Origin of the sequence: Macrococcus equi (genome assembly GCF_047426745.1) — a bacterium.
GTDB classification, from domain to species: Bacteria; Bacillota; Bacilli; order Staphylococcales; family Staphylococcaceae; genus Macrococcoides; species Macrococcoides equi.
In genome coordinates this window covers 2082393-2106079 of the sequence record NZ_CP179732.1, presented here as the reverse complement: position 1 = coordinate 2106079, position 23687 = coordinate 2082393, and the positions used below count along the sequence as shown (strand labels likewise).

General features: G+C 33.3%; 30 protein-coding genes. 19 read left to right on the top strand and 11 right to left on the bottom strand.

Features of this window, described 5'->3' with window-relative positions:
* Window position 1: 1 nt before the first annotated feature.
* The 3 genes from thrC to ACMGE6_RS11165 are packed head-to-tail and all read left to right on the top strand — an operon-like array spanning window position 2 to window position 2805.
* On the top strand, window positions 2-1063 hold the full coding sequence (thrC, locus tag ACMGE6_RS11175; RefSeq protein WP_414046525.1) for a threonine synthase: 1062 nt from the start codon (window positions 2-4) through the stop codon (window positions 1061-1063).
* Window positions 1064-1948 carry a homoserine kinase gene (thrB, locus tag ACMGE6_RS11170; RefSeq protein ID WP_414053836.1) on the top strand — a complete coding sequence of 295 codons (885 nt, stop codon included), beginning with the start codon at window positions 1064-1066 and terminating at the stop codon, window positions 1946-1948.
* A 38-nt stretch (window positions 1949-1986) separates the two neighbouring features.
* Window positions 1987-2805, top strand: a complete 819-nt coding sequence (locus tag ACMGE6_RS11165) for a Cof-type HAD-IIB family hydrolase (protein WP_414053835.1) — start codon at window positions 1987-1989, stop codon at window positions 2803-2805.
* A 57-nt stretch (window positions 2806-2862) separates the two neighbouring features.
* Here ACMGE6_RS11165 and ACMGE6_RS11160 read toward each other — a convergent pair whose 3' ends face one another.
* From ACMGE6_RS11160 to ACMGE6_RS11140, 5 genes are all read right to left on the bottom strand, one after another.
* Window positions 2863-3180 carry a hypothetical protein gene (locus ACMGE6_RS11160; RefSeq protein ID WP_414046522.1) on the bottom strand — a complete coding sequence of 106 codons (318 nt, stop codon included), beginning with the start codon at window positions 3178-3180 and terminating at the stop codon, window positions 2863-2865.
* Between the two features lie 75 nt (window positions 3181-3255).
* A complete protein-coding gene (locus tag ACMGE6_RS11155) occupies window positions 3256-4695 on the bottom strand; it encodes an amino acid permease (protein ID WP_414053834.1) in 1440 nt (479 codons plus the stop codon).
* Between the two features lie 139 nt (window positions 4696-4834).
* A complete protein-coding gene (locus tag ACMGE6_RS11150; RefSeq protein WP_414053833.1) occupies window positions 4835-5956 on the bottom strand; it encodes an FAD-dependent oxidoreductase in 1122 nt (373 codons plus the stop codon).
* Between the two features lie 87 nt (window positions 5957-6043).
* The gene (gene rpmG, locus ACMGE6_RS11145; RefSeq protein ID WP_233681390.1) at window positions 6044-6193 is read right to left on the bottom strand and encodes a 50S ribosomal protein L33; all 150 of its coding nucleotides are present in this window, start codon (window positions 6191-6193) and stop codon (window positions 6044-6046) included.
* A 29-nt stretch (window positions 6194-6222) separates the two neighbouring features.
* A complete protein-coding gene (locus ACMGE6_RS11140) occupies window positions 6223-7419 on the bottom strand; it encodes a GTP-binding protein (protein ID WP_414046519.1) in 1197 nt (398 codons plus the stop codon).
* A 170-nt stretch (window positions 7420-7589) separates the two neighbouring features.
* Between ACMGE6_RS11140 and ACMGE6_RS11135 the strand changes: the two genes are divergently transcribed.
* The 8 genes from ACMGE6_RS11135 to ACMGE6_RS11100 all read left to right on the top strand — a co-directional run bounded on the left by ACMGE6_RS11135 (window position 7590) and on the right by ACMGE6_RS11100 (window position 13539).
* Entirely contained in the window at window positions 7590-8591 is a 1002-nt protein-coding gene (locus tag ACMGE6_RS11135; protein ID WP_414053832.1) for a metal ABC transporter solute-binding protein, Zn/Mn family, read from the top strand.
* 114 nt (window positions 8592-8705) lie between these two features.
* A complete protein-coding gene (locus tag ACMGE6_RS11130) occupies window positions 8706-9905 on the top strand; it encodes a GTP-binding protein (protein ID WP_414053831.1) in 1200 nt (399 codons plus the stop codon).
* A gap of 15 nt (window positions 9906-9920) precedes the next feature.
* Window positions 9921-10190, top strand: coding sequence for a 30S ribosomal protein S14 (gene rpsN, locus ACMGE6_RS11125; protein WP_414046516.1), 270 nt, complete (start codon window positions 9921-9923; stop codon window positions 10188-10190).
* A gap of 174 nt (window positions 10191-10364) precedes the next feature.
* A complete protein-coding gene (guaC, locus tag ACMGE6_RS11120) occupies window positions 10365-11348 on the top strand; it encodes a GMP reductase (RefSeq protein ID WP_414053830.1) in 984 nt (327 codons plus the stop codon).
* 80 nt (window positions 11349-11428) lie between these two features.
* Entirely contained in the window at window positions 11429-12436 is a 1008-nt protein-coding gene (locus ACMGE6_RS11115) for a CAP-associated domain-containing protein (protein WP_414053829.1), read from the top strand.
* A 23-nt stretch (window positions 12437-12459) separates the two neighbouring features.
* Window positions 12460-12873, top strand: a complete 414-nt coding sequence (locus ACMGE6_RS11110; protein ID WP_414048060.1) for a hypothetical protein — start codon at window positions 12460-12462, stop codon at window positions 12871-12873.
* 16 nt (window positions 12874-12889) lie between these two features.
* On the top strand, window positions 12890-13270 hold the full coding sequence (locus ACMGE6_RS11105; protein WP_414046512.1) for a VOC family protein: 381 nt from the start codon (window positions 12890-12892) through the stop codon (window positions 13268-13270).
* A gap of 20 nt (window positions 13271-13290) precedes the next feature.
* Window positions 13291-13539 carry a hypothetical protein gene (locus ACMGE6_RS11100; RefSeq protein ID WP_414046511.1) on the top strand — a complete coding sequence of 83 codons (249 nt, stop codon included), beginning with the start codon at window positions 13291-13293 and terminating at the stop codon, window positions 13537-13539.
* Window positions 13540-13595: 56 nt separating this feature from the next.
* On the opposite strand, the gene ACMGE6_RS11095 is transcribed toward ACMGE6_RS11100, so the two are convergent.
* From ACMGE6_RS11095 to lexA, 4 genes are all read right to left on the bottom strand, one after another.
* On the bottom strand, window positions 13596-14297 hold the full coding sequence (locus ACMGE6_RS11095; RefSeq protein WP_414053828.1) for a metal-binding protein ZinT: 702 nt from the start codon (window positions 14295-14297) through the stop codon (window positions 13596-13598).
* A 353-nt stretch (window positions 14298-14650) separates the two neighbouring features.
* The gene (locus ACMGE6_RS11090; protein WP_414046509.1) at window positions 14651-14857 is read right to left on the bottom strand and encodes a PspC domain-containing protein; all 207 of its coding nucleotides are present in this window, start codon (window positions 14855-14857) and stop codon (window positions 14651-14653) included.
* Between the two features lie 406 nt (window positions 14858-15263).
* The gene (locus tag ACMGE6_RS11085) at window positions 15264-16619 is read right to left on the bottom strand and encodes an IS1182 family transposase (RefSeq protein ID WP_414046802.1); all 1356 of its coding nucleotides are present in this window, start codon (window positions 16617-16619) and stop codon (window positions 15264-15266) included.
* Window positions 16620-16734: 115 nt separating this feature from the next.
* Complete coding sequence (gene lexA, locus ACMGE6_RS11080; protein ID WP_414046508.1) at window positions 16735-17352, bottom strand: transcriptional repressor LexA; 618 nt, start codon at window positions 17350-17352, stop codon at window positions 16735-16737.
* 145 nt (window positions 17353-17497) lie between these two features.
* On the opposite strand from lexA, the gene ACMGE6_RS11075 reads away from it, so the two are divergent.
* The 4 genes from ACMGE6_RS11075 (at window position 17498) to ACMGE6_RS11060 (ending at window position 20436) form a co-directional block, all read left to right on the top strand.
* Window positions 17498-17725, top strand: a complete 228-nt coding sequence (locus ACMGE6_RS11075) for a hypothetical protein (protein WP_414053827.1) — start codon at window positions 17498-17500, stop codon at window positions 17723-17725.
* A gap of 88 nt (window positions 17726-17813) precedes the next feature.
* The gene (locus ACMGE6_RS11070; RefSeq protein ID WP_414046506.1) at window positions 17814-18050 is read left to right on the top strand and encodes a DUF896 domain-containing protein; all 237 of its coding nucleotides are present in this window, start codon (window positions 17814-17816) and stop codon (window positions 18048-18050) included.
* Window positions 18051-18101: 51 nt separating this feature from the next.
* Entirely contained in the window at window positions 18102-20084 is a 1983-nt protein-coding gene (tkt, locus tag ACMGE6_RS11065; protein WP_414053826.1) for a transketolase, read from the top strand.
* 121 nt (window positions 20085-20205) lie between these two features.
* Window positions 20206-20436 (top strand): YneF family protein, encoded by a 231-nt coding sequence (locus tag ACMGE6_RS11060; RefSeq protein WP_414046504.1) that lies wholly within the window; start codon window positions 20206-20208, stop codon window positions 20434-20436.
* Window positions 20437-20495: 59 nt separating this feature from the next.
* On the opposite strand, the gene ACMGE6_RS11055 is transcribed toward ACMGE6_RS11060, so the two are convergent.
* A complete protein-coding gene (locus tag ACMGE6_RS11055) occupies window positions 20496-21197 on the bottom strand; it encodes a hypothetical protein (RefSeq protein WP_414053825.1) in 702 nt (233 codons plus the stop codon).
* A 196-nt stretch (window positions 21198-21393) separates the two neighbouring features.
* On the opposite strand from ACMGE6_RS11055, the gene ACMGE6_RS11050 reads away from it, so the two are divergent.
* Window positions 21394-22068, top strand: a complete 675-nt coding sequence (locus ACMGE6_RS11050) for a cytochrome c biogenesis CcdA family protein (RefSeq protein ID WP_414046502.1) — start codon at window positions 21394-21396, stop codon at window positions 22066-22068.
* Between the two features lie 14 nt (window positions 22069-22082).
* Window positions 22083-22556, top strand: coding sequence for a CcdC family protein (locus ACMGE6_RS11045; RefSeq protein ID WP_414053824.1), 474 nt, complete (start codon window positions 22083-22085; stop codon window positions 22554-22556).
* Window positions 22557-22570: 14 nt separating this feature from the next.
* On the opposite strand, the gene ACMGE6_RS11040 is transcribed toward ACMGE6_RS11045, so the two are convergent.
* Window positions 22571-23077: a DUF2621 domain-containing protein gene (locus ACMGE6_RS11040; protein ID WP_414053823.1), complete on the bottom strand. Its 507-nt coding sequence runs from the start codon at window positions 23075-23077 to the stop codon at window positions 22571-22573.
* 96 nt (window positions 23078-23173) lie between these two features.
* On the opposite strand from ACMGE6_RS11040, the gene ACMGE6_RS11035 reads away from it, so the two are divergent.
* Both ACMGE6_RS11035 and ACMGE6_RS11030 read left to right on the top strand, forming a co-directional pair.
* Window positions 23174-23377, top strand: a complete 204-nt coding sequence (locus tag ACMGE6_RS11035) for a hypothetical protein (RefSeq protein WP_414046499.1) — start codon at window positions 23174-23176, stop codon at window positions 23375-23377.
* Between the two features lie 18 nt (window positions 23378-23395).
* On the top strand, window positions 23396-23617 hold the full coding sequence (locus ACMGE6_RS11030) for a DUF2922 domain-containing protein (protein WP_414046498.1): 222 nt from the start codon (window positions 23396-23398) through the stop codon (window positions 23615-23617).
* The last annotated feature ends 70 nt before the right edge of the window (window positions 23618-23687 follow it).

Genomic DNA, 23687 nt, shown 5'->3' with positions numbered 1-23687 from the left:
TATGAAAAGATGGATGGGATTACTTTCAGAATATAAAGCGTATTTACCAATAAACGAACAAACGCCGGAACTTACTTTAAATGAAGGTGGAACGCCTTTAATTCATTTACCATTTTTATCAGAACAACTTGAGAATGAGATTTACGCAAAAATTGAAGGTGCAAATCCGACAGGTTCTTTTAAAGATCGTGGCATGGTCATGGCCGTTGCAAAAGCTAAAGAAGAGGGGAAAGAAATCGTCATTTGTGCTTCTACTGGAAATACTTCTGCATCTGCAGCCGCTTATGCTGCCCGAGCAGGTATGAAGACAATCGTTGTAATACCTGAAGGAAAGATTGCTCTAGGAAAACTTGCCCAAGCAATCGTATATGGTGCTGAAATAGTATCGATTGAAGGTAATTTTGATGAAGCTTTAAAGATTGTAAGAAAAGTAAGTGAAATGCGTGATGATGTTGCGCTCGTGAATTCGGTCAATCCATACCGTCTGGAAGGTCAGAAAACAGCTGCTTTTGAAGTTATCGAGCAATTAGGTGAGTCGCCGGATATTTTGTCTATTCCGGTAGGTAACGCTGGAAACATATCTGCATACTGGAAAGGTTTTAAGGAGTATCAGGAAAAAAATCAAACACAATTACCAAGAATGTTTGGTTTCCAGGCAGATGGCGCCGCTCCAATTGTTAAAGGTTATCCGATTGAACAACCTGAAACGTTAGCGACTGCGATAAGAATTGGTAACCCTGCTAGCTGGCAGCTTGCCCTGAATGCACGTGATGAATCAAATGGTTTAATCGAAGCGGTAACAGATGAAGAAATTTTAGAAGCATATCATATTATGACGAGCAAAGAAGGGGTATTTGCGGAACCTGCGAGTAATGCAAGTATTGCTGGTTTACTCAAATTACACGCAGCAGGTAAATTACCTAAAGATAAAAAAATTGTCGCTGTTTTAACAGGTAATGGTTTAAAGGACCCTCAAACAGCCATAGATACAATAGAAATTCAACCTGAAGTATTAAAAAATGATGAACAAGCAATTATAAAATATATAGAGTCGGTGATATAAATGTTATATATAAAAGTACCCGCTTCCACTTCAAATTTAGGTCCGGGATTTGATTCACTGGGCATGGCAGTCAACCTATACTTAGAATTGGAAGTTTCAGAAAACAATATCTGGGATATTCAACATTACGGTGAAACATTAGCTAGTCTTGAAAATAATGAAAATCATTATATTAGAAAATACTGTAATTATTTTATTAATAAGTTTCAGCTGCCGAGTAAATGCTTTTCAGTCGTCATGCACTCAGATATTCCTTTGGCAAGAGGATTAGGGAGTTCTGGTTCAGCGTTGATTGCTAGTCTGGAGATTATTAATCATTTCTACAATTTGAAGTTAACTAAACAAGAAAAAGTAAATTTATTATCTGAGGTAGAAGGACATCCTGATAATGTTGCGCCGAGTGTACTTGGCGGTGTTATCGTTGGTTTTTATAATCAGGAAGAAAATACAACAACAACCTTACAAGTACCCCTCATTGAATGGCCTATTATGGTAGTCATTCCAAATTACGAACTCAAAACAAGTGAAGCAAGAGATGCGTTACCTGGAGATATTCCATTTTCCGAAGCCGTACAAGCAGGAGCAATTGGGAATGTACTCATTGGCGCACTATATTCAAAAGATTATGCGACTGCAGGTGAAATGATGCAGAACGATAAGTTACATGAACCTTACCGAAAGCACCTTGTACCTCATTATGAGATGGTCCGTAAAGTAATTTCGGGCAAATGCTTTGCTTTTTTAAGTGGGGCTGGTCCTTCAATTTTTGTAGTATGTCATCCGGATCATTTCAATGAAAACTTTCAACAACTTAACAATTTACAAAATTGCGAAATAAAGCATATACAAGTAGATGTAAATGGTGTTATTGCTTATGAAAAATAAAGACTTGTGTTACCATTGAATTAATCAATGGATTTGGAGTGATAATTTTGCAATACAAAATGATCGTGTTAGATATGGATGATACTTTATTAACTTCTGAAAATACAATTTTACCATCTACGATAGATGCCTTGATTAAAGCGCAGGAAAAAGGTATTAAAGTTGTATTAGCGTCAGGAAGACCCACAGGAGGCATGATTGAGGCAGCACAGGAATTACAGCTTGCTAATTTCGGTTCATACATACTCAGCTACAATGGTGCAGTGGTAATAAATGTAGCGACCGGTGAAGTAATCGATTCTACATATGTCTCTAAATCGTCTTTTGATAAGGTATATGATTATCTTAAGGCAAGAGATGTATTTGTGCTGACTTATGTTGATAACACAATTGTATATGAGGGTACTCATAAATATATGAATGTAGAACATGAATTGACAGGATTGCCGATGCAGTCTGTTGAAAACTTGAAGACATACGTGACAGCCGCTGTACCGAAATTAATGGGTGTAGATGATATTGATAAGATTAGTCAGATGAATCAGGAAATAGGTGGTTCGTTTAATGAAGATATTCATGCCACGACATCAAAACCATTTTTCCTTGAGTTTATCAATAAAAATGTATCCAAAGGGAAAGTACTTAAGCAACTAGCGGACAAATTAAATATTAAACCGTCAGAAATTATTGCCTTTGGTGATAGTAATAATGATAAGGATATGTTAGAATTTGCGGGTCTTGGCGTTGCGATGGGAAATGCTAATGAAAATATTAAAGCGATAGCAGATGTGATAACTGAGGATCATAATAACGATGGGATTGCCAATATCGTAAAACAGTATATATCACTACAATAAATAAAAGGTGAGTAGGATATGAAGAGGACTATACAAATTTGTACAGTCCTCTTCTTTTTATTTTGAAGTATGTGTCCAATCATGACTTCCACGATGTCTTTTTGTATGCGCGAAGATATGATCCGCAGCATAATCTTCATTTGTGTAGACCGTAATATCATAAAAAACCATATTGTCTTCAAAGGGCTCGTTTAAGTATGTATCCTTGAGATGTTCAAATAAGCGATGCATCGCCTGTCCATCAAGACTTGGATATTCACGTAATATCTTTTTAATAATCTGTCCGTGTTTTTCATATACACCTTGAACTACGATGACAAATTTCTCATCAGTCTTCAAGACATCATCAAATAAATTAGTTTGTCCAGTCGTCATAATCTCAACTCCTTTATTATCTTCATTATACTAAGAAACCCCTTGCAAAGTACAGTGTATTTGCAAGGGGAGTAATTATAATTGATGTTCAGAAAGATCAATTTTTGATGCAGGGATCACTTTACTTTTTGTAATTAATTTATAGAGTGAATAAATAATAATTGCAAAAATCAGTGGGATAAATGCTTCAATTACCTTCGGCCAATTGCCAGCTTGAATATCTGAAAATGATTGCCCGACCATTAAGAAGATGATAGTCGCAAGTACAATTATAGGTCCAATCGGATAAAGTGGTGCTTTAAAAGGTAAGAGTTTATCGATTTGCTTTTGCTGAACCTTTATAGCACTTCTTAAACGCATATGACTAATAATACTTATGCTCCATACAATCAATATAAGAGAACCGATCATACTTAATAATTTACTATATCCGCCCATATTTATATTGGCATAAATTAACGTTAATATGATAAATGAAGTAGTTACTATTAGTGCATTTAATGGCATGTTCTTCTTACTTAGCTTACCAAGGAACGCAGGTGCTTTTTTGTCCTGACTTAATGAGAAAAGTAAACGGCTGGTAGCGTATAATCCTGAATTACCTGCACTCAGTACAGCAGTGAGAATGATGGCATTCATCACTGAAGCGGCAAATAAGATACCTACTTTTTCAAAGATAATCGTAAATGGACTCATCGCAATATCACTATGTTGATTCAGTAATCTTGGATCTGTATATGGAATGATACATGCTATGACAAAAATTGAGCCAATATAAAATAATAAAATGCGCCAAAACACCTGCTTGATTGCTTTTGGCATTGATTCTTCTGGATTTTCAGATTCACCTGCAGTTACAGCAACCACTTCAGTACCACCGAAAGAAAATCCTGCTACAACCAGTACGCCAAGTAATCCTAATATACCATTATGAAAAGGGGCATCACCAAAAGTAAAGTTTTTAAAGCCTATAGCTTCGCCACCTAGTATACCAAAAATCATTAATAATCCTGTGATTAAAAAGATGATAATCGTCGTAACTTTAATAATGCTAAACCAAAACTCAGCTTCTCCAAATAATTTTACTGAAAAAGCGTTTAATGCAAATAATAATGATAAGAATATAAGACACCAAATAAATGTAGGGATGCCACCAAACACTTTCCAGTAACTTAAAACTTGAGCAGCGGTTAATATATCAACGCTCGTTACTAAGCTCCAGATAATCCAGTATAACCATCCAACTGTAAACCCAGCTGCGGGGTCGATAAAACGACTTGCATATGCATTAAATGCACCAGATACTGGATAAAAAGTAGCAAGTTCACCAAGCGCAGTCATTAAGAAATAAATCATAATACCAATGATTGCATATGCAACTAAAGCACCACCAGGGCCAGCTTGAGAAACAACAGCTCCACTCGCCATAAATAAACCAGTTCCTATTGAACCACCGATTGCAATCATGGAAATGTGTCTTGTTTTTAAGTCTCTGTCCATAGATTTTTGTTCCATAACATCACCCAACTTTCATTATTTTTGTTGTTAAAAAGTTAATATGTTCTTTATTGTATGATGTTTCGACAGATATATCAAGAAAAAGTTTTAACGCGTCTATGCTTTTATGCATTAAAGTGTAGACCTACTTAACGTTTTATATATGATTTGCAATTCTTTCAGAAGCTTTTCTGCCGCCAATAATATTTCTGCTAATCGGTCCAAGTTCAAGTTCTGCTAATGGTCCGGCAACAAAGATACCCTTTACCCACTCCAGACTTTTAGATACGATAGGAAATCCGCATTGTGCAATTGGAGCATTAAATTGTGAGATGATATTATTAATCAACGGATCATTATTTAAATTGGCCGCACAGCCGGTAGCTAATATAATTTTTTGATAATTAATTGATTCACCATTTTCAAATGTAATCGTATGCGCATCGATTGTATTGATATTCTGAATGATTATATTAACTTTATTCTGTCTAACGAGATTCAGAATAGATTGTTTTAAATGTAGGGGAACGGATCCTCTATGTCGGGCATTCTTTATTATTTCTCTGCGGGTATTATAATCATCAACTTTTTCATAGTCATTCATATTTTTTGGTCCCAACCAACCAGGATCAGCATCCAGTTCATGACAACGAATATCATGTCTCATGATTAAATTGATTTTTTTATTCTGAGAGAGTTTTTTTGCCAGATGAAATGCTGTAATGCCACCACCAATGATAACATCAGCAGATGTATCGATTTCTGAATCATCATCAAAAATATGTTTGAAATTATTTTTAGGAACATCTTTCATAAATTCTGGTATAGCATGTAAATGGTTCATACCTGTTGCAAGGATAATCTGCTCACAGTGATAATTTTGTTTTTCACAGTTTACAGAAAATACATTGTCCATTTTTATTATGCTCAGTGCCTTATCCTGGACATAACACTCATCTAATTTGTAATCACGTATTTGATCATGAACATGATGATTAAACATCTCTAATTGTGGTTTTTGATAGTAACCACTGAAACCTTGTGCATAATCTTCTGTTTTAGCGTATTGCTTTAGATGCATTGGATTAGGATGGACGTGATGTACAAGGGGAGAGCGTAAATATTCCATGCCAATCTTGTGCGTGATATTTTCCCATCTTGAAGCTAATGGGTAGGGGTCTATTATTGTTAATGCGTCGCGTGTTATCTTTTGTTCATCTAATAGTTTTAATGCGATGGTAATACCTTGTAAGCCACCACCAATGATAATAGTTCTCATAATAATCTCCTTATAAAAATAGGCATCCTAAGTGGATGCCTGATGTCGTATAAATATATATAAACGCAATTGCGCGTCTAACAAAAATTATTTTGTTTCACGATGTAAAGTATGTTTTTTTAGTCTAGGGCAGTATTTCATCATTTCAATACGCTCAGGATTATTTCTTTTGTTTTTCTTAGTAATATAGTTACGATCTCCACATTCTGTACAAGCTAAAGTTACATTTACTCTCATTTAAAAAATCTCCTTTAATTAATTTATTTTTATAAAATTATATCTGCTTCAGTCGATTCAGCTACTGTAAATTCAGGTAGCGGATCGTTGAATGTTGACCAATCTTGTTTCATTTCAACATCAGTTAATAAACAATCATCTAAATCAGCGATTATTTGCGCTTTATCCATTTCTATACCAATAAATACAAGTTCAGTTTGTCGATCTCCGAATTCAGGATGCCATCTGGATTTTAAAGATGGATCTTCTTTCATTTCAGCTTGAATCTCTGCATCACTATAAGTTGCAATCCATTCTCCGGCGCCTTGTATTTGCATAGAATTACCAGCTTGAGATAATAAGCCACACATATTATTTCTCGAAGCTAACCAGAAAAATCCTTTTGAACGAATGATATCCAGAGAAAAAGTTTCAAGAAAGTGCATGAATCGTTCAGGATGAAATGGTCGTTGTCTTTTATAGACAAAAGATGCAATGCCATATTCTTCAGTTTCAGGCGTATGTTCTTCATTGAGTTCTTTAATCCATCCAGCAGCTTGACTTGCCTTGTCAAAATCAAATAGTCTTGTATTTAATATTTTATCCAGAGCGATATTTGAGTTTTCTGTCTGATAAATATGTGCTTCCGGATTTAACTGATGAAGTAATGCTTCTAATTCTTTCAAATCTTCAGCATGAACAAGGTCACATTTATTTAATAATATGACATTTGCAAATTCAATTTGATCGATGAGTAAATCTATTACTTCTCTTGTGTCAGAAGAATCATTCGCCATTTTACGATCTAGAAGGGAGTCCCCAGATGCATAGTCATCCCAAAAACGATTTGCATCAACAACGGTTACCATTGTATCCAGTACAGTTGTTTCTGCTAAATTGATATTTAGTACTTCATCATTTAAAGTTAATGTTTGTGCGACTGGGACAGGTTCAGATATACCAGTTGATTCAATCACAATATAATCAAGTGCGCTGTTTTTTACTAATTTATCAATTTCAATTAATAAATCTTCTCTTAAAGTACAACAAATGCAGCCATTTTGTAGTTGAATCATTTTTTCATCTGTACGTGACATCTGCACTAAATCAGCATCAACATTGACTTCACTCATATCATTAACAATAACACCGATTTTTTTCCCTTCATTATTAGTAAGGATATGATTTAGCAATGTAGTTTTGCCGCTTCCTAAAAAGCCGCTTAATACAGTAATAGGTACTTTCAATTTGTTGCCTCCAATTCGTAATCTTTACGATTTACAATGATACGCTTTATTTTTTTGTTTGTAAAGCAAAAAATAAAAATTAAATAGAAATTAATTTATGGGTATTGATTTTATAGTGTAACAGGTATAGAATATTAAAGCGTAATGATTACGAAATAGGAGATGAAAAAATGAAAAAAGTATTTTCTTTAATACTTATTGCTACATTATTTTTAATGGCAGCATGTGGTAACACAACTAGTAACAAATCAGGGGACAAACTTGAAGTCTATACAACAGTATTTCCATTTAAAAGTATGATTGAACAAATCGGTGGAACGCATGTCAATGTTTCAAGTATTTATCCTAATGGAGTAGATATTCATTCATTTGAACCTACTCAAAAAGATACAATGAAGGTTGCTAAAAGTGATCTATTTATTTATACGGGTGAAGAGTTAGATCAAGTTGCAGCTAAGATTGCTAAAGCGACTGATAAGAAAAATAATACGGTAGAATTAGTTAAAGGAATCGATGAACATGATTTATTAGCTGGTGAAGAGCATGATCATGAAGGACATGACCATGAAGGACATGACCATGAAGGGCACGACCATGAAGGACATGATCATGAAGGACATGACCATGAAGGGCACGCACATAGTCACGGCGCACACGATCCCCATGTATGGCTTGATCCTGTGTTAAATAAACAGTTTGCAAAAGTAATTAAAGATGAACTGATTAAAAAAGATAAAACGCACGAAAAAGAATACACAGCTAATTATAATAAGTTAGTTAAAGATATCGATAACATGGACAAAGAATTAAAAGATATTACTAAAAATAAAAAGCATGATACAGTATTTATCTCACACGATTCACTGGGTTACCTTGCAAAACGCTATAATTTTAAACAAGTTGGTGTATCAGGGATGAATAACGAGGAGCCTTCTCAAAGTGATATTATTAAAATGATTAATGATATTAACAAAACAAAAGCCTCAGTTATTTTGTATGAACAAAATATTCCTACAAAGACTGTAGATATCATTAAAGATAAAACTAAAGCTAAAGCAACTCCTTTCCATAACATGGCTGTCTTAACAGACAAAGATAAGAAAGATATTACTTATCAGGATTTAATGAAAGAAAATATCAAATCATTAGACAAAGCATTAAATGATAAATAATTAGTAGTTAAAGATTTGAGTTCAGTGCAACTGAATTCAAATCTTTTATTTTACAACGGAAAAATGATATGATATATTATAAATCGTAATTATTACGATTTAGGAGTTGTAAATATGAAGCAAATACCTGTAACGGTGCTCAGTGGTTATTTGGGTGCAGGTAAGACAACATTACTGAACCATATTTTAAATAGTGTTAAAGATATGAAAATTGCAGTGATTGTCAATGATATGAGTGAGGTCAATATTGATGCTGATTTAATAGCGAATGGTAGTGAATTATCACGTACCGATGAAAAATTAGTAGAATTATCAAATGGTTGTATATGTTGTACATTGAGAGAAGACTTACTAGTAGAAGTAAAGAAACTTGCTTTAAAAGGCGATATTGATTATATCATCATAGAATCAACAGGAATCTCTGAACCGGTCCCAGTTGCTCAGACTTTTTCATATATAGATGAAGCATTAGGGATAGACCTAACAGAATTTTGTCGATTAGACACTATGGTGACGGTTGTTGATGCTAATCGTTTTATGAAGGATTTCAATTCAGGCGATAGTTTACTTGACCGTAAAGAAGCAGTTGGTGACGAAGATGATCGTTCAATTGCCGATTTATTGATTGATCAGATTGAATTCTGTGATGTTCTTATTCTTAATAAAATAGATCTAGTAAAGCATGAGGAAAAAGAAAGACTTAAACAAGTACTGAGAACTTTACAACCTAGTGCAAGGTTTATAGAAGCAAGCCATTCAAAAGTGGATCCAGGTAGTATACTAAATACGCATTTATTTGATTTTGAAACTGCAGCTGATTCTGCAGGCTGGATTAAAGAGTTAACTGAAGGTGGTCACCATACACACACACCTGAAACTGAAGAATATGGCATTAGTTCTTTTGTTTATCATCGGACATTACCTTTTCATCCAAAAAGATTTTATGAATGGAGTCAATCGATAGATAGTTCAATTGTTAGAGCTAAAGGGATCGCCTGGTTAGCAAATTACAATACAGTAGCATGTCTGTTTTCACAAGCTGGTCCATCTGTAGAAATTAATCCTGTAACATTTTGGGTCGCTGCTATGCCTGCCGCTGAACGCGACAAAATTTTAAGCGAACGACCTGAGGTATTAAGCGAATGGGATTTAGAATATGGTGATCGACATACGAAAATTGTTATTATTGGTACAGATTTAAATCAGCAAAAAATAACTGCACAGCTCGATGCATGTTTATTGAAAATGAATGAAATAGATGAAGATTGGACGATATTTGAAAGTCCGTATAACTGGCAAATCAGAAAAATATAAATTAAGGAGAATATTATGGCTAAAAAATCTAAAATTGCAAAAGAGAAAAAAAGACAGGCGTTAGTAGCGCAATATCGTGAGAAAAGAGAAGCTTTGAAAGCTGCTGGAGATTATGCAGCATTACAAAAATTACCGAGAGATTCTTCCCCAACTAGACTTACAACACGTTGTGAAGTAACTGGTAGACCGAGAAGTGTCTATCGCAAATTTGGTTTATCAAGAATAGCATTCAGGGAACTTGCGCATAAAGGTCAAATTCCTGGTGTGAAAAAATCTAGTTGGTAAAATATTTTATTAAGTTACTAAAATAATACATCATAAAATTACGAATAAGGTCGTTTGATCTTATTCGTTTTTTATGTTCTATTTATATTTACTTTACATTTAAACCGTAAAGGTATAAAGTTTCCTATGGATGAATGATCAAATTATTAAACTATGTAAAAGAGAGGGATTATTATGCAGGATGTTTTTGATTATGAAGATATTCAGTTAATACCAAATAAATGTATCGTTAAAAGTAGAAGTGAATGTGACACGAATGTACAATTTGGACCGATGAAATTTAGAATACCTGTTGTACCTGCAAACATGCAGACAGTGATCAATGAACAACTCGCTGAAAAGTTGGCAGCAAACCAGTATTTTTATATAATGCATCGTTTCGATGAAGCTCAACGCTTGCCATTCATTAAAAATATGCATAATAAAGGTTTGTATGCATCTATTTCAGTGGGCGTAAAACCTGCTGAATATAAGTTTATAGAATTATTAGCAGAAGAAAATATAGTACCAGAATATATTACGATTGATATTGCACATGGGCATTCGGATCAGGTCATAGAGATGATACAGCATATCAAAACGCATTTACCTGGTACATTTTTAATTGCAGGTAATGTCGGCACTCCTGAAGCAGTAAGAGAGCTTGAAAACGCTGGGGCAGACGCTACTAAAGTTGGTATCGGTCCAGGCAGAGTATGTATAACAAAGATTAAAACAGGATTTGGTACGGGTGGCTGGCAACTTGCAGCTTTAAGATTATGTGCAAAAGCAGCACGTAAGCCATTAATTGCAGATGGAGGCATTCGCACTCATGGAGATATTGCGAAATCCATTCGTTTTGGAGCATCAATGGTGATGATAGGCTCACTCCTCGCTGCACATGAAGAGTCTCCTGGAGAAACTATTGAACGTGATGGTAAACGTTATAAAGAATATTTTGGTAGTGCATCAGAATATCAAAAAGGGGAACGTAAAAATATTGAAGGGAAAAAGTTATTTGTGGAACATAAAGGTCTTTTGAAAGATAAATTGATTGAAATAGAACAAGACCTTCAGTCTTCTATTTCTTATGCTGGTGGAAAAGATTTAAAGGCAATTACAACAGTGGATTACGTAATCGTAAAGAATTCAATTTTCAATGGAGATAGAGATTATTAATAAATTTTTGGAAATGAATTATATTTTGATATAATTAAAAACATACACGCAGTGTATGTTTTTAATTATCGAGGTGTTATATGAAACAGTTACTGTTAATCATCTTCTTAGTCATTTTAGTACTAATTTTTCCTTTAAATCTTCTACAATTACCTGATGATTTAGTATTACAAACAAAATCCTCTTTGCGCTCGCTCGTGCATGAGGATCAGGTAAACGATGATCAACATCAAAAGCAATCAATAAACTTTAATACTGGCAAAATAAAGATGGGGATGACGAAACAGTCTGTTGATGATATATTAGGTACTCCGCACATGCGTTTGAAAAATGAATACCATGAATACTGGACAGTTTATCATCATAACTATAATGAATTTTTACTGGTAATGTACTTAAATAATAAGGTTCAGGGTGTTTATTCGAACCAGAATATGGTTCAAGCACCACATCATATGCGATATGGTATGACACGTCAACAAATTGAGGTATATAATGGAGACCCTCTTCAAGTTTTTAGTGGTGAAAATTATAAACTTAAATTAGATAATTCAGAATCTGCAATCTATGATTTTAATGACTACTATGTAACATTATTTTATGACCGTTATAATAAGAATAAAGTAGATGGTATAAAGATTATCAGCAAAAATGCGGCAAAATTAAAATCCTATCATTATACTTTTCCTGATGATGCTTTGATAGAGGATTATGCAACCTTACATTATCAATTGATTAATGCTACAAGAAAAAATAAGGGTTTATCGGTATTAAAATACAATAAACAATTGGAGCATGTTGCAAAGCTTCATGCTAAAGATATGGCAGAAAATCATTTTTTTAATCATATCAATCTAAAACACGAAACGCCATTTGATCGTATGCATAATGCGGGTTTAGAATATAGGATGGCAGGGGAAAATATAGCGTATGGCCAGGTATCGCCAATTGAAGCACATCATGGGTTGATGAATAGTATTGGCCATAGGAAAAATATATTAAAGAATGACTATGAGAATATTGGAATAGGTATTGCATTTAATAACAATAATCAACCATATTATGTAGAAAATTATTTAACTGAATAAATTTTGAATTGAGAGGTATCATAATGAAAGAAAAAATATCTGCATCACTATTAATTACTACTGAAGACAAAATACTTGTACAGGATTTTGGTAATAAACAAATGAAACTGCCCAGTGTAGTAAAGTCAGGCCAGTCTACTATTAAAGATACTGCGGAACAATTTGCGCGTAAATTAAACAGTGAAATTAAAGTAGGCGGTATATTATTTGTAGTTGAAGAGAAAAAAGAGTTTAAAACATGGTGGTCTAAAACGTTAGCCAATGATACAGCTTTTGTCTTTAATGCTAAAAATAATAAGGAATTCAAAGTACGTGCACCATATGCATGGTTAGATTTTGATTATCTAGACCAGTTAGATATTGCGGATGAATTAAAGCATCTCATTGTTTCAAATCAAGTCATTAAATCGAGTGTACCATTGATAAATTTGCATTAATGTTTGAGGAGATTATATGAAATCATATTGGATTAATTTACCTGTTACTGATGTTTCTTCTTCAATAAAATTTTTTGAAGGTATTGGCTTTACTATCAATGAACAACAATCTGATGGCGATACACTTGCAGGTATTATGATAGGTAAACAAGTTATTTGTTTATTCAGGAAGGATGTACTTGAAGGATTTATCGGTCAAAGGACAAGAGGGGTTAATGAACATCCTGAAACAATTATTTCTTTTGATATGGAGACGACTGAAGAGGTCGACGAACTTGCAAAACTTGTAGAACAAAATGGAGGAACAGTCTTAAGCCCTCCTGGAATGAATAAAGGATATTATGGTATGATGTTTTCAGATCTAGATAATCATTTGTTTAATGTTATCGTGATGTAATTGATAAAGGTAGGAGAAAAATGTATAGATTTATTGTACTTTTGTTGCTTATTTTCAGTGTGTTATTATTAATCTTCACACCATTTATTCACGGAAGAGGTCAAATTAACCTATACGTGCAAATGCTTTTATATGTTACCACTTTGTTAGGTCTATATATGAGTGCATTATTTGGAAATGTTAAACACCGTAAAATATTTGTTGGGTGTAATTTAATGATTGTCATTTTAATTATTTTAATGCATACTTTTAATTTCTGGATAGGTTAATTATATAATCATAAAACGGAACACTAAAATTTTCATATAGTGTTCCGTTTTAAATTTTAATGCGCAAGCATCTCTTCTTTAATTTCCTGCCCCTTTAAATCACTTGGATAATAAGTTGGCCAATGTTCCATTTCTTTAAGTAGTTTATCTTTATCATTACCCATATAAATATGAAAATGCAATGCTTTTTCTGGTGCTATGATATGATCGCTAAATTGAATAAATTTTGGTGCATTCTCGTCACCGTTTAATTTTTTGAATAGATAGCGAACACCTCGATTTCCTGCTTCATATTTTAAGATAACTTTACCATCATAACCATATTCTCCAGTCGACTTATCATTTCCTTTATAAAAAGAAATTTTACTACCGTCAATATGAATGCGGTTTATATCAGTTTGATATCCTTTAGTATAGTAAGCTTTATATTCCTTAGCTGTTTTTGATTCATCTTCTTTAGCTTTATGTTTAAAGACATCATCAAGAGTACCATCTTTTAAGTATGGATAAACCGATTGCCAATCACCTTCCCAATCTGATAAATTTCGATCTTTAACTTGTTTATCTTTAAAAATACCTTTATAAATATTTTGTTCAGATTTTGTCATTGCATGTTGATGTTCGTGTTGATGTTCGTGGTGATGTTCTTGCACTTCTGCTTTATTTTTTTCTTCGTGGTTATTTCCTGGATTCTGACAGCCGGCTATTAATATACTGAACGATATCACACTTAACCCTTTAAAAATATTTTTTTTCATTTATTTATCTCCTTCTTAATCATAATTGTGTCGTTTTATTGTAAATGAGTTTAAATCATCTGTAAATAGGAACAATTACTATTTATATTTTTTTAACTGATTTAAAGTTACTTTCTAAGGGATATTTGTTAATATAGAAAGAAAGTGAGGTATAGGACATGTCCGGATATCATTTAAAAATACTTGTGTTATTTATATTTGCTCTGATTTTATTTATATGTCGATATGGCTTAATGATTATTGATGATAAGTTTACCATTTTATTATTAGTCTTAGGGTTTGGTAGTGTAGCACTATTTAACAAAAGAAAATGAAAAAATGCTTGAGAAAGAATTCTCAAGCATTTTTAATGATTAATACTTATCGATAATATCAACATCTTTTGGCATAAAGATAGCGAGCAATACATAAATTGTGAATGTTGGTATATTCACAGTTAATACTGAGACTAAAATAAAAACAACTCGTAATACTGTTGGATCTAAATTATAATATTCTGCAAATCCTCCAAGTACTCCAGCTAAGTATCTATCAGTAGTTGAACGAGCTAAACGCTTCATATGACCGCCTCCTTAAACACATTGTAACATTTTTAAAAAATGGAATAAAATTATAGGCAATCATCCTTAAAAATATTTTAAAGAAACATGTTTAGTTATCAAAATTTTGGATATTTAAATAATGTAAAAAAGTATTTTGTCATATTTTAAAGGGGATAGCACGATGGAAACAAAGACAAAAGAACGTAAAGATATACTCGAACAAGTAAAAGAAATTATAGGACGTAAATAAATAATATTTATTAAAGTTGTAAAAATTAGTTCAACATAAAAAGCGAATGACAAAGTCATTCGCTTCAGATTGAAGACAAACTCATTTTCATTACATGAGTTTGTCTTTTTTTAAAGACTATATTCTCATTTATTCGAAGAAATTTCTTCGAAATTTAAATTATTGACTATAATGCTAAGCCAATTGAGTATCTTTGATAACCCAATTGGCTAACTTTTTTAAATTCATGCATGCACAAATAAGCGTGGTTTCCATGGACACTTTTTTCAATCCTCTAAACTTTGTCCATCTCATACCATGCTGTTCTTTAGCGTCACCAAATCTTCTTTCAATAGTTTGAGACCTTAATTTATATCCCATTCTTCCTTCTTCTGTATGTCTTATTTCTTCAACATCTTCTAAGTATTCTTGCCAAATATGTCTTTGAATTTGCTTTTTATATTGTTTATTTTCTGTACATTTATTTAGAAATGGACATTCTTTACATACATTTGGGTTAGAATGATACAATTTAAATCCTTCACGATCAGTACGTGTGTATTTAAGGGGATGATTTGCAGGACAAATATATTCATTGTAATATTCATCATAAACAAAATCATTTTTTCTGAAACGGTCCTTTGGACCTCTTGGTCTAGTATATGGCATGTAAGGAGTGATTGACTCTTTAAATAAAAAGTAAGCATTAAAAGGTGTTTTATATCCAGCATCTACAGCCAAGGTTTTAGGTTTAATTCCTTTATCTTTCATTCTAGAAATCATAGGTGCCAATTGAGTACTATCATGAATATTACCTGGTGTTACGTGGTGATCTACAAAAAATCCATTTTTATCAACACAAGCATGTAAACTATAAGCAAACTGTTTCTCACGTTCACCTTTAACATAGTAACCAGCGTCAGGATCTGTCAGACTTTCTTTCTTTTCTTTTTCTTCTGTCTTATGAGTTGGGGTGAACTCCTTTTTTCCTTCAGATTTACGAACCTCGTTTATTTCTTTATCTAATTCATCCTTATAATGAGCGACTGATTTTTTTACTACAACTTTTCTAAATCTATGTTTATTAGCATTTGCTTTTATATGAGTAGAATCAATAAATAAAGCTGAGGTATCTATCAATTTATGTTGCATCGCCAACTGTAGAATGTGTTCAAATATTTCTTCGAAAAGTGTATTATCACTGAACCTTCTAATATAATTCTTACCGAAGGTAGTGAAATGAGGAATCTTATCCTGAAAACTGTATCCAAGATACCAACGATAAGCAACATTTGTTTCTATTTCTTTTATTGTTTGTCTCATTGATTTTATTCCGAATAATTTTTGTATTAATATTATTTTTACTAAAATCACAGGGTCTATACTTGGACGACCATTATCAAGACAATATTTATCTTCGACTAGAGGATAAATAAAATTCAAATCCAATACTTTATCTACTTTTCTTAGTAAATGGTCTTGTGGAACTAAATCTGAAATTGCAACAACCTCTAATTGATTTCTTTTATCTTCTGATTTACTCAACAAAATAATCACCCCAAATCATTGTTAATATTATTGTATAAAAAAAGACTGAAGACTTCATCTCCGAAGGAGACTTTGTCTTCAGTCTGAAGCGAATGACAAAGTCATTCGCTTTTTTGCATTAAAACTCTCTAAAAAGTCCTACAACTTTCCCGAGTACAGTTACAGAATCTAGATAAATAGGATCCATAGTACTATTTTCAGGTTGCAAACGATAACGATTATTTTCCTTATAGAATCGTTTAACTGTTGCCTCATCTTCATCTGTCATTGCAACGATAATATCACCATTTTCAGCGATTGATTGTCTGCGAACGATGACTTTATCTTTATCGAATATCCCCGCTTCAATCATACTTTCTCCTTCAACATCCAAAATAAAAATATCACTGTTATGGCTACTTGTGAAATGGGCAGGTAATGGGAAATATTCATCAACATTTTCAATCGCTGTTATAGGGACTCCGGCAGTAACCTTACCTATTACCGGCACATGAATCGTCTCAGAATAATCGACAGGTGAATCTTCCTGTACAATTTCAATAGCTCTAGGTTTAGTAGGGTCTCTTTTAATGTATCCTTTTTCTTCAAGACGTGATAGATGACCGTGAACTGTTGAAGATGAAGCTAGTCCTACTGCTTCACCTATTTCTCTCACACTCGGTGGATAACCTTTCGTTGAAACGACATGTTTTAAATATTCATATATTTCTTCTTGCCTTTTAGTTAGTTCTCTCATTTATAAACACTCCTTAACTTTGGTGTTATACATATTATAGCATATACGTTCGCATGTAACAAACATTTGTTCGTATTTTAATTGACACAGAACAAACGTTCTGATAAAGTATAAATACAAACAAATGTTCTAGGAGGAATTCATAATGACTTTAACGATATCTAAGGAATTTATGATGTATACACTACTTTTTATTGTAATTACAGTCTTTGGCTTATTATATATGACACAATCGCACTATATTTATGAACAACCATCGCATCAGGTAACAGAACACATTAGCGAACAGAATGCTGATAATGTTCGTGGTAATGTCGAACAAACGATTCATGACCCCGTTCAGAATGGTGAAGTATTAGGTGTTGTAAATTAAATTGTCATTTTATTTTTATAAAAAGCGAGTGTGACCAGTTGGTTTGACGCGCTTTTTTTGGTATCTTTAATTTGAAAGGAATGAGTGTATGTTAGAACAAGAAAAAATGAATAGAATTAATGAATTAGCACAAAAAAAGAAAACTCAAGGGTTAACTGAAGAAGAAGGTAGAGAACAAACATTACTTCGTAAAGAATATCTTCAAACATTTAGAAATAGTTTTCAAAAAACAATCGAAAATTCAAAAGTAATTGATCCAGAAGGTAATGATGTTACACCTGAAAAAGTCAAAGCAATTCAGCGAGAAAATAATTTAAGAGATTAATGAGGATTTTTTGGTTTATAAAAAATAATTTTTAATAAGGAGAATCATTTTATGTTTACAAAAGAAGATCAGTTAGCAATTGATACGATAAGAGCTTTAAGTATTGACCAAATTGAAGCAGCCAATTCAGGTCACCCAGGTTTACCGATGGGTGCAGCGCCTTTTGCTTATACTTTATGGACGCGTCATTTAAACTTTAATCCAGCTTCGAATAATTTCTTTAATAGAGATAGATTTATCTTATCAGCTGGACATGGTTCTGCATTACTTTATTCTTTATTGCATGTATCGGGTGGTTTAGCTCTAGAGGAATTAAAAAACTTTAGACAATGGGATTCAAAAACACCGGGGCATCCAGAGTATCGTCATACAGAAGGCGTTGAAATTACGACAGGTCCTCTAGGACAAGGATTTGCGATGAGTGTTGGTTTTGCAATGGCTGAAAAACACTTAGCGGCTACTTATAATACAGATGTGGATATTGTTGATCATTACACATATGCACTTGTTTCAGATGGTGACCTTATGGAAGGTATCTCCCATGAAGCGGCAAGTTTAGCAGGTCATTTAAAATTAAACAAACTCATTGCACTCTATGATTCAAATGATATTTCATTAGATGGTAAATTAGATAAAGCATTTTCTGAAGATATTAAAGGCCGATTTGAAGCGTATGGATGGGAACATATTTTAGTTGAAGATGGTAATGATTGTGAAGCGATTGACCAAGCGATAACTAAAGCTAAGCAGTCAGATAAGCCATCTATTATTGAAGTTAAAACGATCATTGGATTTGGTTCTCCTAACCGTCAAGGTACAAACGGGGTTCACGGGGCACCGCTCGGAAATGAAGAAAGAATTTTAGCATTCGAAACTTACGGATTAGATGCCAACCTGAATTTTAATGTTCCGCAATCAGTATATGATATTTTTAATTCAACAATGATTAAACGTGCAAATGAAGCTGAAACAAAGTGGAATGAAAAATTAGCAGAATTTAAAAAGAAGAATCCTGAGCTTGCAGCACAATTCGAACAAGCTATTAAAGGAGAATTACCGGAAGCATATGATGCACAGTTACCAAAATATGAAGTTGGCTCATCTGCTGCTACACGCAGTACTTCTGGAGAAATGATTCAGGCAATCGCTAAAACAGTTCCTTCATTCTTTGGTGGGTCAGCTGACTTAGCATCATCAAATAAATCAAATGTAAAAGATACGCCTGATTTTTCTGCAGAATCACCTATCGGTAAAAACATTTGGTTTGGTGTACGTGAATTTGCAATGGGTGCTGCATTAAATGGTATGGCTGCACACGGTGGACTTAAAGTTTATGGTGCAACATTCTTTGTATTTAGTGACTATTTAAAACCAGCCGTTCGATTATCAGCTCTTATGGGTCTTCCTGTAACTTATGTGTTTACGCATGACTCTATTGCAGTGGGAGAAGACGGTCCTACACATGAACCGATTGAACAATTGGCAGGATTACGTGCGATTCCTAATCTAAACGTTATCCGTCCTGCAGACGGGAATGAATCTCGTGTTGCTTGGAAAATTGCCCTTGAATCTCATGATGTCCCAACCGCACTTGTTTTAACACGTCAAAACCTTAATGTCACAAATGTTTCTGAAGAAGAGGTTGAAGCAGGAGTACGTAAAGGTGCTTATGTGGTTTATCAATCAGAACAACCGGAAATATTATTAATTGCTTCAGGTTCAGAAGTTGGATTAGCAGTTGAAGCGGGTAAAGCTTTAGAAGCACAAGGAAAAGGTGTACAAGTAGTGTCAGTACCTAACACTAGAACATTTGATCTTCAGGATGAAGCATATAAAGCATCAGTATTACCTAAAACAATAACGAAGCGTATCGCAATTGAAATGGGTGCTACTGCAGCATGGTATAAATATGTTGGCTTAGATGGAAAAGTGATTGGCATCGATAAATTTGGAGCAAGTGCGCCTGGTGAAATCGTAATGGAAAAATACGGATTCAAAGTTGATCATGTCGTAAAGGAAGCTTTAAGTCTATAAAAAATAAAAATTAAAAAGAAGACTGACTAAGGTTAGTCTTCTTTTTATGATATAATTAACTATTGAAAAATATCCTTTAATTTAGTAAACTTTTAAAAGAATGAGAAAGTGGGTGAATTGAATGGCTACTGGTATTTGGGTATTATTAATTATTTTAGCATTAGTAGCAGGTGCGGCTGGTGGTTTCTTCTTAGCACGTAAATACATGATGGATTACTTAAAGAAAAATCCACCAATCAATGAAGAAATGTTACGCATGATGATGATGCAAATGGGTCAAAAACCTTCACAAAAGAAAATTAATCAAATGATGCAAATGATGAATCGTAATATGAATCAAAATTTAAAATAATTTATGTTTTTTAAACATAATAAAACTCCTTACAAAGCATGAATTTGTAAGGAGTTTATTTATTGTCCTGGCATTGGTTCTATATATCCATCATTTCCTGCAGGTGGTTCAGATGTAGCAGGTTGTGTTGATACCGGTGGTGTTGATGGTCTTGGAACTGGTGTTGGCGTTGGATTAGGTCTTGGTGTAGGTGTTACGGCCGGTCGAGTCGGTGATGGACTTGGAGCTGCGGTGGCTGCCGGTTGAACAGGTCTTATACTTGTTGTATTATTGCTTGCTGTATTACTATTAGTAGTATTGTTATTAGGTCGCGATGCAGTGTTAGTATTAGTATTATTGTTTGAAGCAGTATTGCTAGTAGTAGAAGACTTTTTCTTAGTTGTACTGTCAGAGGATTTCGAAGATTTTTTATCTTCTGAAGTAGTATTGTCTTTATCTTTACTCGCAACAACTTTCGCATCAGTAGGTTCATCTGTCTTTACATCATTATTGTTTTCTTCATTTTTAGTTTCATCTTGAGAAGATGCATGCTTCTTATTTTTTCCACGCTCTTTAGCAGCTTTAATCTTTTCTAAAGCTGACTTAGATTTATTTTTGTCTACTATTTTTTTATCTTTTTTAGCGTCTTTATTTTCTTTAGATTCAAATGCATTTTTTGCATGATCAATTTCTGATTGAGAACGCGAGTCTTTTCCGCATGCTGTTAGAATAGTCACAGATAACACTGAAGAAAGTGTAATTAAAATATATTTATTTTTCATGAAGGTCCCTCCTGTTAATGTAAATATAGCATTTTTTTTTAATTTTGAACATATTTTCTGTATCGTCGTTTGAATTGACTTTCTATTTATCATACGATTTATTCAGTTATCTGAGTATTCCTGTCACATTTCGTTCAAAAACTTAAAGATATGTGACGTTATTTTTTGATAAAATAGTTGAGAATGGAGGTTAACTATGGGAGATATTACTATTGCCGTAGCTTTTGGTGGAGGTTTACTAAGCTTTATTTCACCGTGTGTTTTACCGATATATCCAGCTTTTCTATCTTATATTACAGGTGTGAGTTATAGTGATCTAAAGGATAATAAGATGGATAGGCAGGCGTTAATTCACACGTTGTTTTTCTTATTAGGTTTTTCAATCGTCTATATCTCATTAGGTGTTGGACTTGGTTTTGTTTCTGATTTCTTACAGGCGTATGATGATACAATCCGTATGATTGGCGGTTTATTATGTATTATTTTTGGCTTAGTTGTTTTAGGAATATTTAATCCACAGTTTTTAATGAAGGATCGTAAGTTTGAATTTAAGAATAGACCTTCAGGATTTATCGGAACGCTGCTTATCGGAATTGCTTTTGCAGCAGGGTGGACGCCATGTATGGGACCGATTATTGGAACAATCTTCTCGATGGCAGCTGTTAATCAGTCTTTAGCACTGATCTATATGATTGCGTATGTACTTGGTTTCTGTATTCCATTCTTTTTATTGACTTTTTTCATAACTAAAATTAATATATTAAAGAAATATAGTCAGACAATTACTAAAATTGGTGGCGTATTGATGGTGATAATGGGATTATTGTTATTCTTTGATAAGTTAACAGCAATCACCCAATTTTTTAGTTAGAAAGTAGGATGTTTATGTATTTTGCAATTTCGATGCTGGTAGCATTATTTATGGGGGCTGCAGTTATCGTTGTCAGAATGAAAGCTCAAAATTACCCGACGAATGTAAAGAAAATCGTGTTACCCCCAATATTTATGTCAACAGGTGCGTTGATGTATATCTTTCCGTACTTCCGCTTAACCCCACTTGAGATTCTGGAAGCGGTTGTCGTTGGAATGTTCTTTTCTTTATTCTTAATCTACACGTCAAATTTTGTGGTCCAGAATAATCAAATTTTTATGAAGCGCTCAAAGTTATTTCCGCTCATTTTGATATCATTATTAATCATAAGAAGTGTAATGAAGTTCTATTTAAGTAGCACAATTCATCCTGGAGAACTAGCTGGTATGTTCTTCTTATTAGCTTTCAGTATGATTGTTCCTTGGAGAATAGCAATGTACTTAAAATTTAAAAAGCTGGAGAAATCTCTTATTAGCCAAAAAAAATAAACCTAGTTCCAGGTTTATTTTTTTTGGTTTTGTTTTTCTTCTTGAATGATTTCAGAATGATCAAATATTGAGAATTTTTGCTTCTCATCATCTGCATATTTAAAATAATCCTCATAAGGTGAATAATCTATACCTAGTTGATTTAATTTCTTCTTCATAAAAGGATGATCTCGTTTAGGTGTGGCTATAATATATCCACGTAAAATATGGTCAAGTTCAATAGATGATGCATTTTCATCAAGCGCAATTTTAGAAATTCTACCAGCGATACGTTCTTTAGCAACATTTCTAAAGAGTTCCGGTACGGGTGATACTAATTCGTTTAGTAGAGATTTTGCATCATCTCCCCACAATGGTAAAGCTTTATTAATGTAATATTCCTGCCAGTCAAGTTCGCTTTTTCCGTCTTCTTTAGGCATTCTTTTCAAAAACTTCCTAAACATAAAAAAGCCGCCGATGGCTAATAATGTAATAAATAAAACAGACCATAAAAATATAAAAATCATAAACCAGTCGTTCATGTACTTCACCTCACTTCACATTATATATAACTAAAAATTATGTGTCTATCTTATAATGTCCGTTTCGATATATAAAGTGTAAAGGAGGTGATAAACATGTTGAAGGATGTCGTTGTAAATTTATTATATGTTGCTGATATTAAAGAAGATGGTAAAGAAGTATTTAAAGCACGTCGTTTCAATCAAGTTCGTCTGGACTTAACAGATAATGAATTACAGTTATTCAGCAATGTCATTGCACAGTTAACAGGAGAGGTCTATGTAAAGATTGATAAAGTTGAAACTAAAGCAATCATTTAATAACAGGAGGAGCATATAATGAAAACATTACAAATGAATTTTGTGACTGATACTGGTAAAAACTATACTTTTTCAGTTAATCAACCAAAAGACGATATTACTAAGGAAGTCGTTTTAAGTGTTATGGAGAATATCATTAAATCTAATTATTTCGTTACGAATGCGGGTATTCCGGTACAAGTAAAATCTGCGAAGTTAGTGGATAAGGTTGAAACTGTATTATTTGATGTTGAAGCATAAAAATCATTCTAAATAAATAGTAAACCCACCATCGGCACATCCCTATATATGGGATGTGTTTTTTTGTATA

What these genes read in the sequence shown, in the direction of transcription:
- ACMGE6_RS11155 (WP_414053834.1), bottom strand. Translation starts at nt 4,695, where the DNA reads ATGGAACAAAAATCTATGGACAGAGACTTAAAAACAAGACACATTTCC.
- guaC (WP_414053830.1), top strand. Translation starts at nt 10,365, where the DNA reads ATGCAGGATGTTTTTGATTATGAAGATATTCAGTTAATACCAAATAAA.
- ACMGE6_RS11105 (WP_414046512.1), top strand. Translation starts at nt 12,890, where the DNA reads ATGAAATCATATTGGATTAATTTACCTGTTACTGATGTTTCTTCTTCA.
- ACMGE6_RS11110 (WP_414048060.1), top strand. Translation starts at nt 12,460, where the DNA reads ATGAAAGAAAAAATATCTGCATCACTATTAATTACTACTGAAGACAAA.
- lexA (WP_414046508.1), bottom strand. Translation starts at nt 17,352, where the DNA reads ATGAGAGAACTAACTAAAAGGCAAGAAGAAATATATGAATATTTAAAA.
- rpmG (WP_233681390.1), bottom strand. Translation starts at nt 6,193, where the DNA reads ATGAGAGTAAATGTAACTTTAGCTTGTACAGAATGTGGAGATCGTAAC.
- ACMGE6_RS11090 (WP_414046509.1), bottom strand. Translation starts at nt 14,857, where the DNA reads ATGAAGCGTTTAGCTCGTTCAACTACTGATAGATACTTAGCTGGAGTA.
- ACMGE6_RS11060 (WP_414046504.1), top strand. Translation starts at nt 20,206, where the DNA reads ATGGCTACTGGTATTTGGGTATTATTAATTATTTTAGCATTAGTAGCA.
- ACMGE6_RS11115 (WP_414053829.1), top strand. Translation starts at nt 11,429, where the DNA reads ATGAAACAGTTACTGTTAATCATCTTCTTAGTCATTTTAGTACTAATT.
- ACMGE6_RS11070 (WP_414046506.1), top strand. Translation starts at nt 17,814, where the DNA reads ATGTTAGAACAAGAAAAAATGAATAGAATTAATGAATTAGCACAAAAA.
- ACMGE6_RS11160 (WP_414046522.1), bottom strand. Translation starts at nt 3,180, where the DNA reads ATGACGACTGGACAAACTAATTTATTTGATGATGTCTTGAAGACTGAT.
- ACMGE6_RS11150 (WP_414053833.1), bottom strand. Translation starts at nt 5,956, where the DNA reads ATGAGAACTATTATCATTGGTGGTGGCTTACAAGGTATTACCATCGCA.
- ACMGE6_RS11135 (WP_414053832.1), top strand. Translation starts at nt 7,590, where the DNA reads ATGAAAAAAGTATTTTCTTTAATACTTATTGCTACATTATTTTTAATG.
- ACMGE6_RS11100 (WP_414046511.1), top strand. Translation starts at nt 13,291, where the DNA reads ATGTATAGATTTATTGTACTTTTGTTGCTTATTTTCAGTGTGTTATTA.
- ACMGE6_RS11095 (WP_414053828.1), bottom strand. Translation starts at nt 14,297, where the DNA reads ATGAAAAAAAATATTTTTAAAGGGTTAAGTGTGATATCGTTCAGTATA.
- ACMGE6_RS11130 (WP_414053831.1), top strand. Translation starts at nt 8,706, where the DNA reads ATGAAGCAAATACCTGTAACGGTGCTCAGTGGTTATTTGGGTGCAGGT.
- ACMGE6_RS11050 (WP_414046502.1), top strand. Translation starts at nt 21,394, where the DNA reads ATGGGAGATATTACTATTGCCGTAGCTTTTGGTGGAGGTTTACTAAGC.
- rpsN (WP_414046516.1), top strand. Translation starts at nt 9,921, where the DNA reads ATGGCTAAAAAATCTAAAATTGCAAAAGAGAAAAAAAGACAGGCGTTA.
- thrC (WP_414046525.1), top strand. Translation starts at nt 2, where the DNA reads ATGAAAAGATGGATGGGATTACTTTCAGAATATAAAGCGTATTTACCA.
- ACMGE6_RS11045 (WP_414053824.1), top strand. Translation starts at nt 22,083, where the DNA reads ATGTATTTTGCAATTTCGATGCTGGTAGCATTATTTATGGGGGCTGCA.
- ACMGE6_RS11055 (WP_414053825.1), bottom strand. Translation starts at nt 21,197, where the DNA reads ATGAAAAATAAATATATTTTAATTACACTTTCTTCAGTGTTATCTGTG.
- ACMGE6_RS11030 (WP_414046498.1), top strand. Translation starts at nt 23,396, where the DNA reads ATGAAAACATTACAAATGAATTTTGTGACTGATACTGGTAAAAACTAT.
- ACMGE6_RS11040 (WP_414053823.1), bottom strand. Translation starts at nt 23,077, where the DNA reads ATGAACGACTGGTTTATGATTTTTATATTTTTATGGTCTGTTTTATTT.
- ACMGE6_RS11075 (WP_414053827.1), top strand. Translation starts at nt 17,498, where the DNA reads ATGACTTTAACGATATCTAAGGAATTTATGATGTATACACTACTTTTT.
- ACMGE6_RS11035 (WP_414046499.1), top strand. Translation starts at nt 23,174, where the DNA reads ATGTTGAAGGATGTCGTTGTAAATTTATTATATGTTGCTGATATTAAA.
- tkt (WP_414053826.1), top strand. Translation starts at nt 18,102, where the DNA reads ATGTTTACAAAAGAAGATCAGTTAGCAATTGATACGATAAGAGCTTTA.
- thrB (WP_414053836.1), top strand. Translation starts at nt 1,064, where the DNA reads ATGTTATATATAAAAGTACCCGCTTCCACTTCAAATTTAGGTCCGGGA.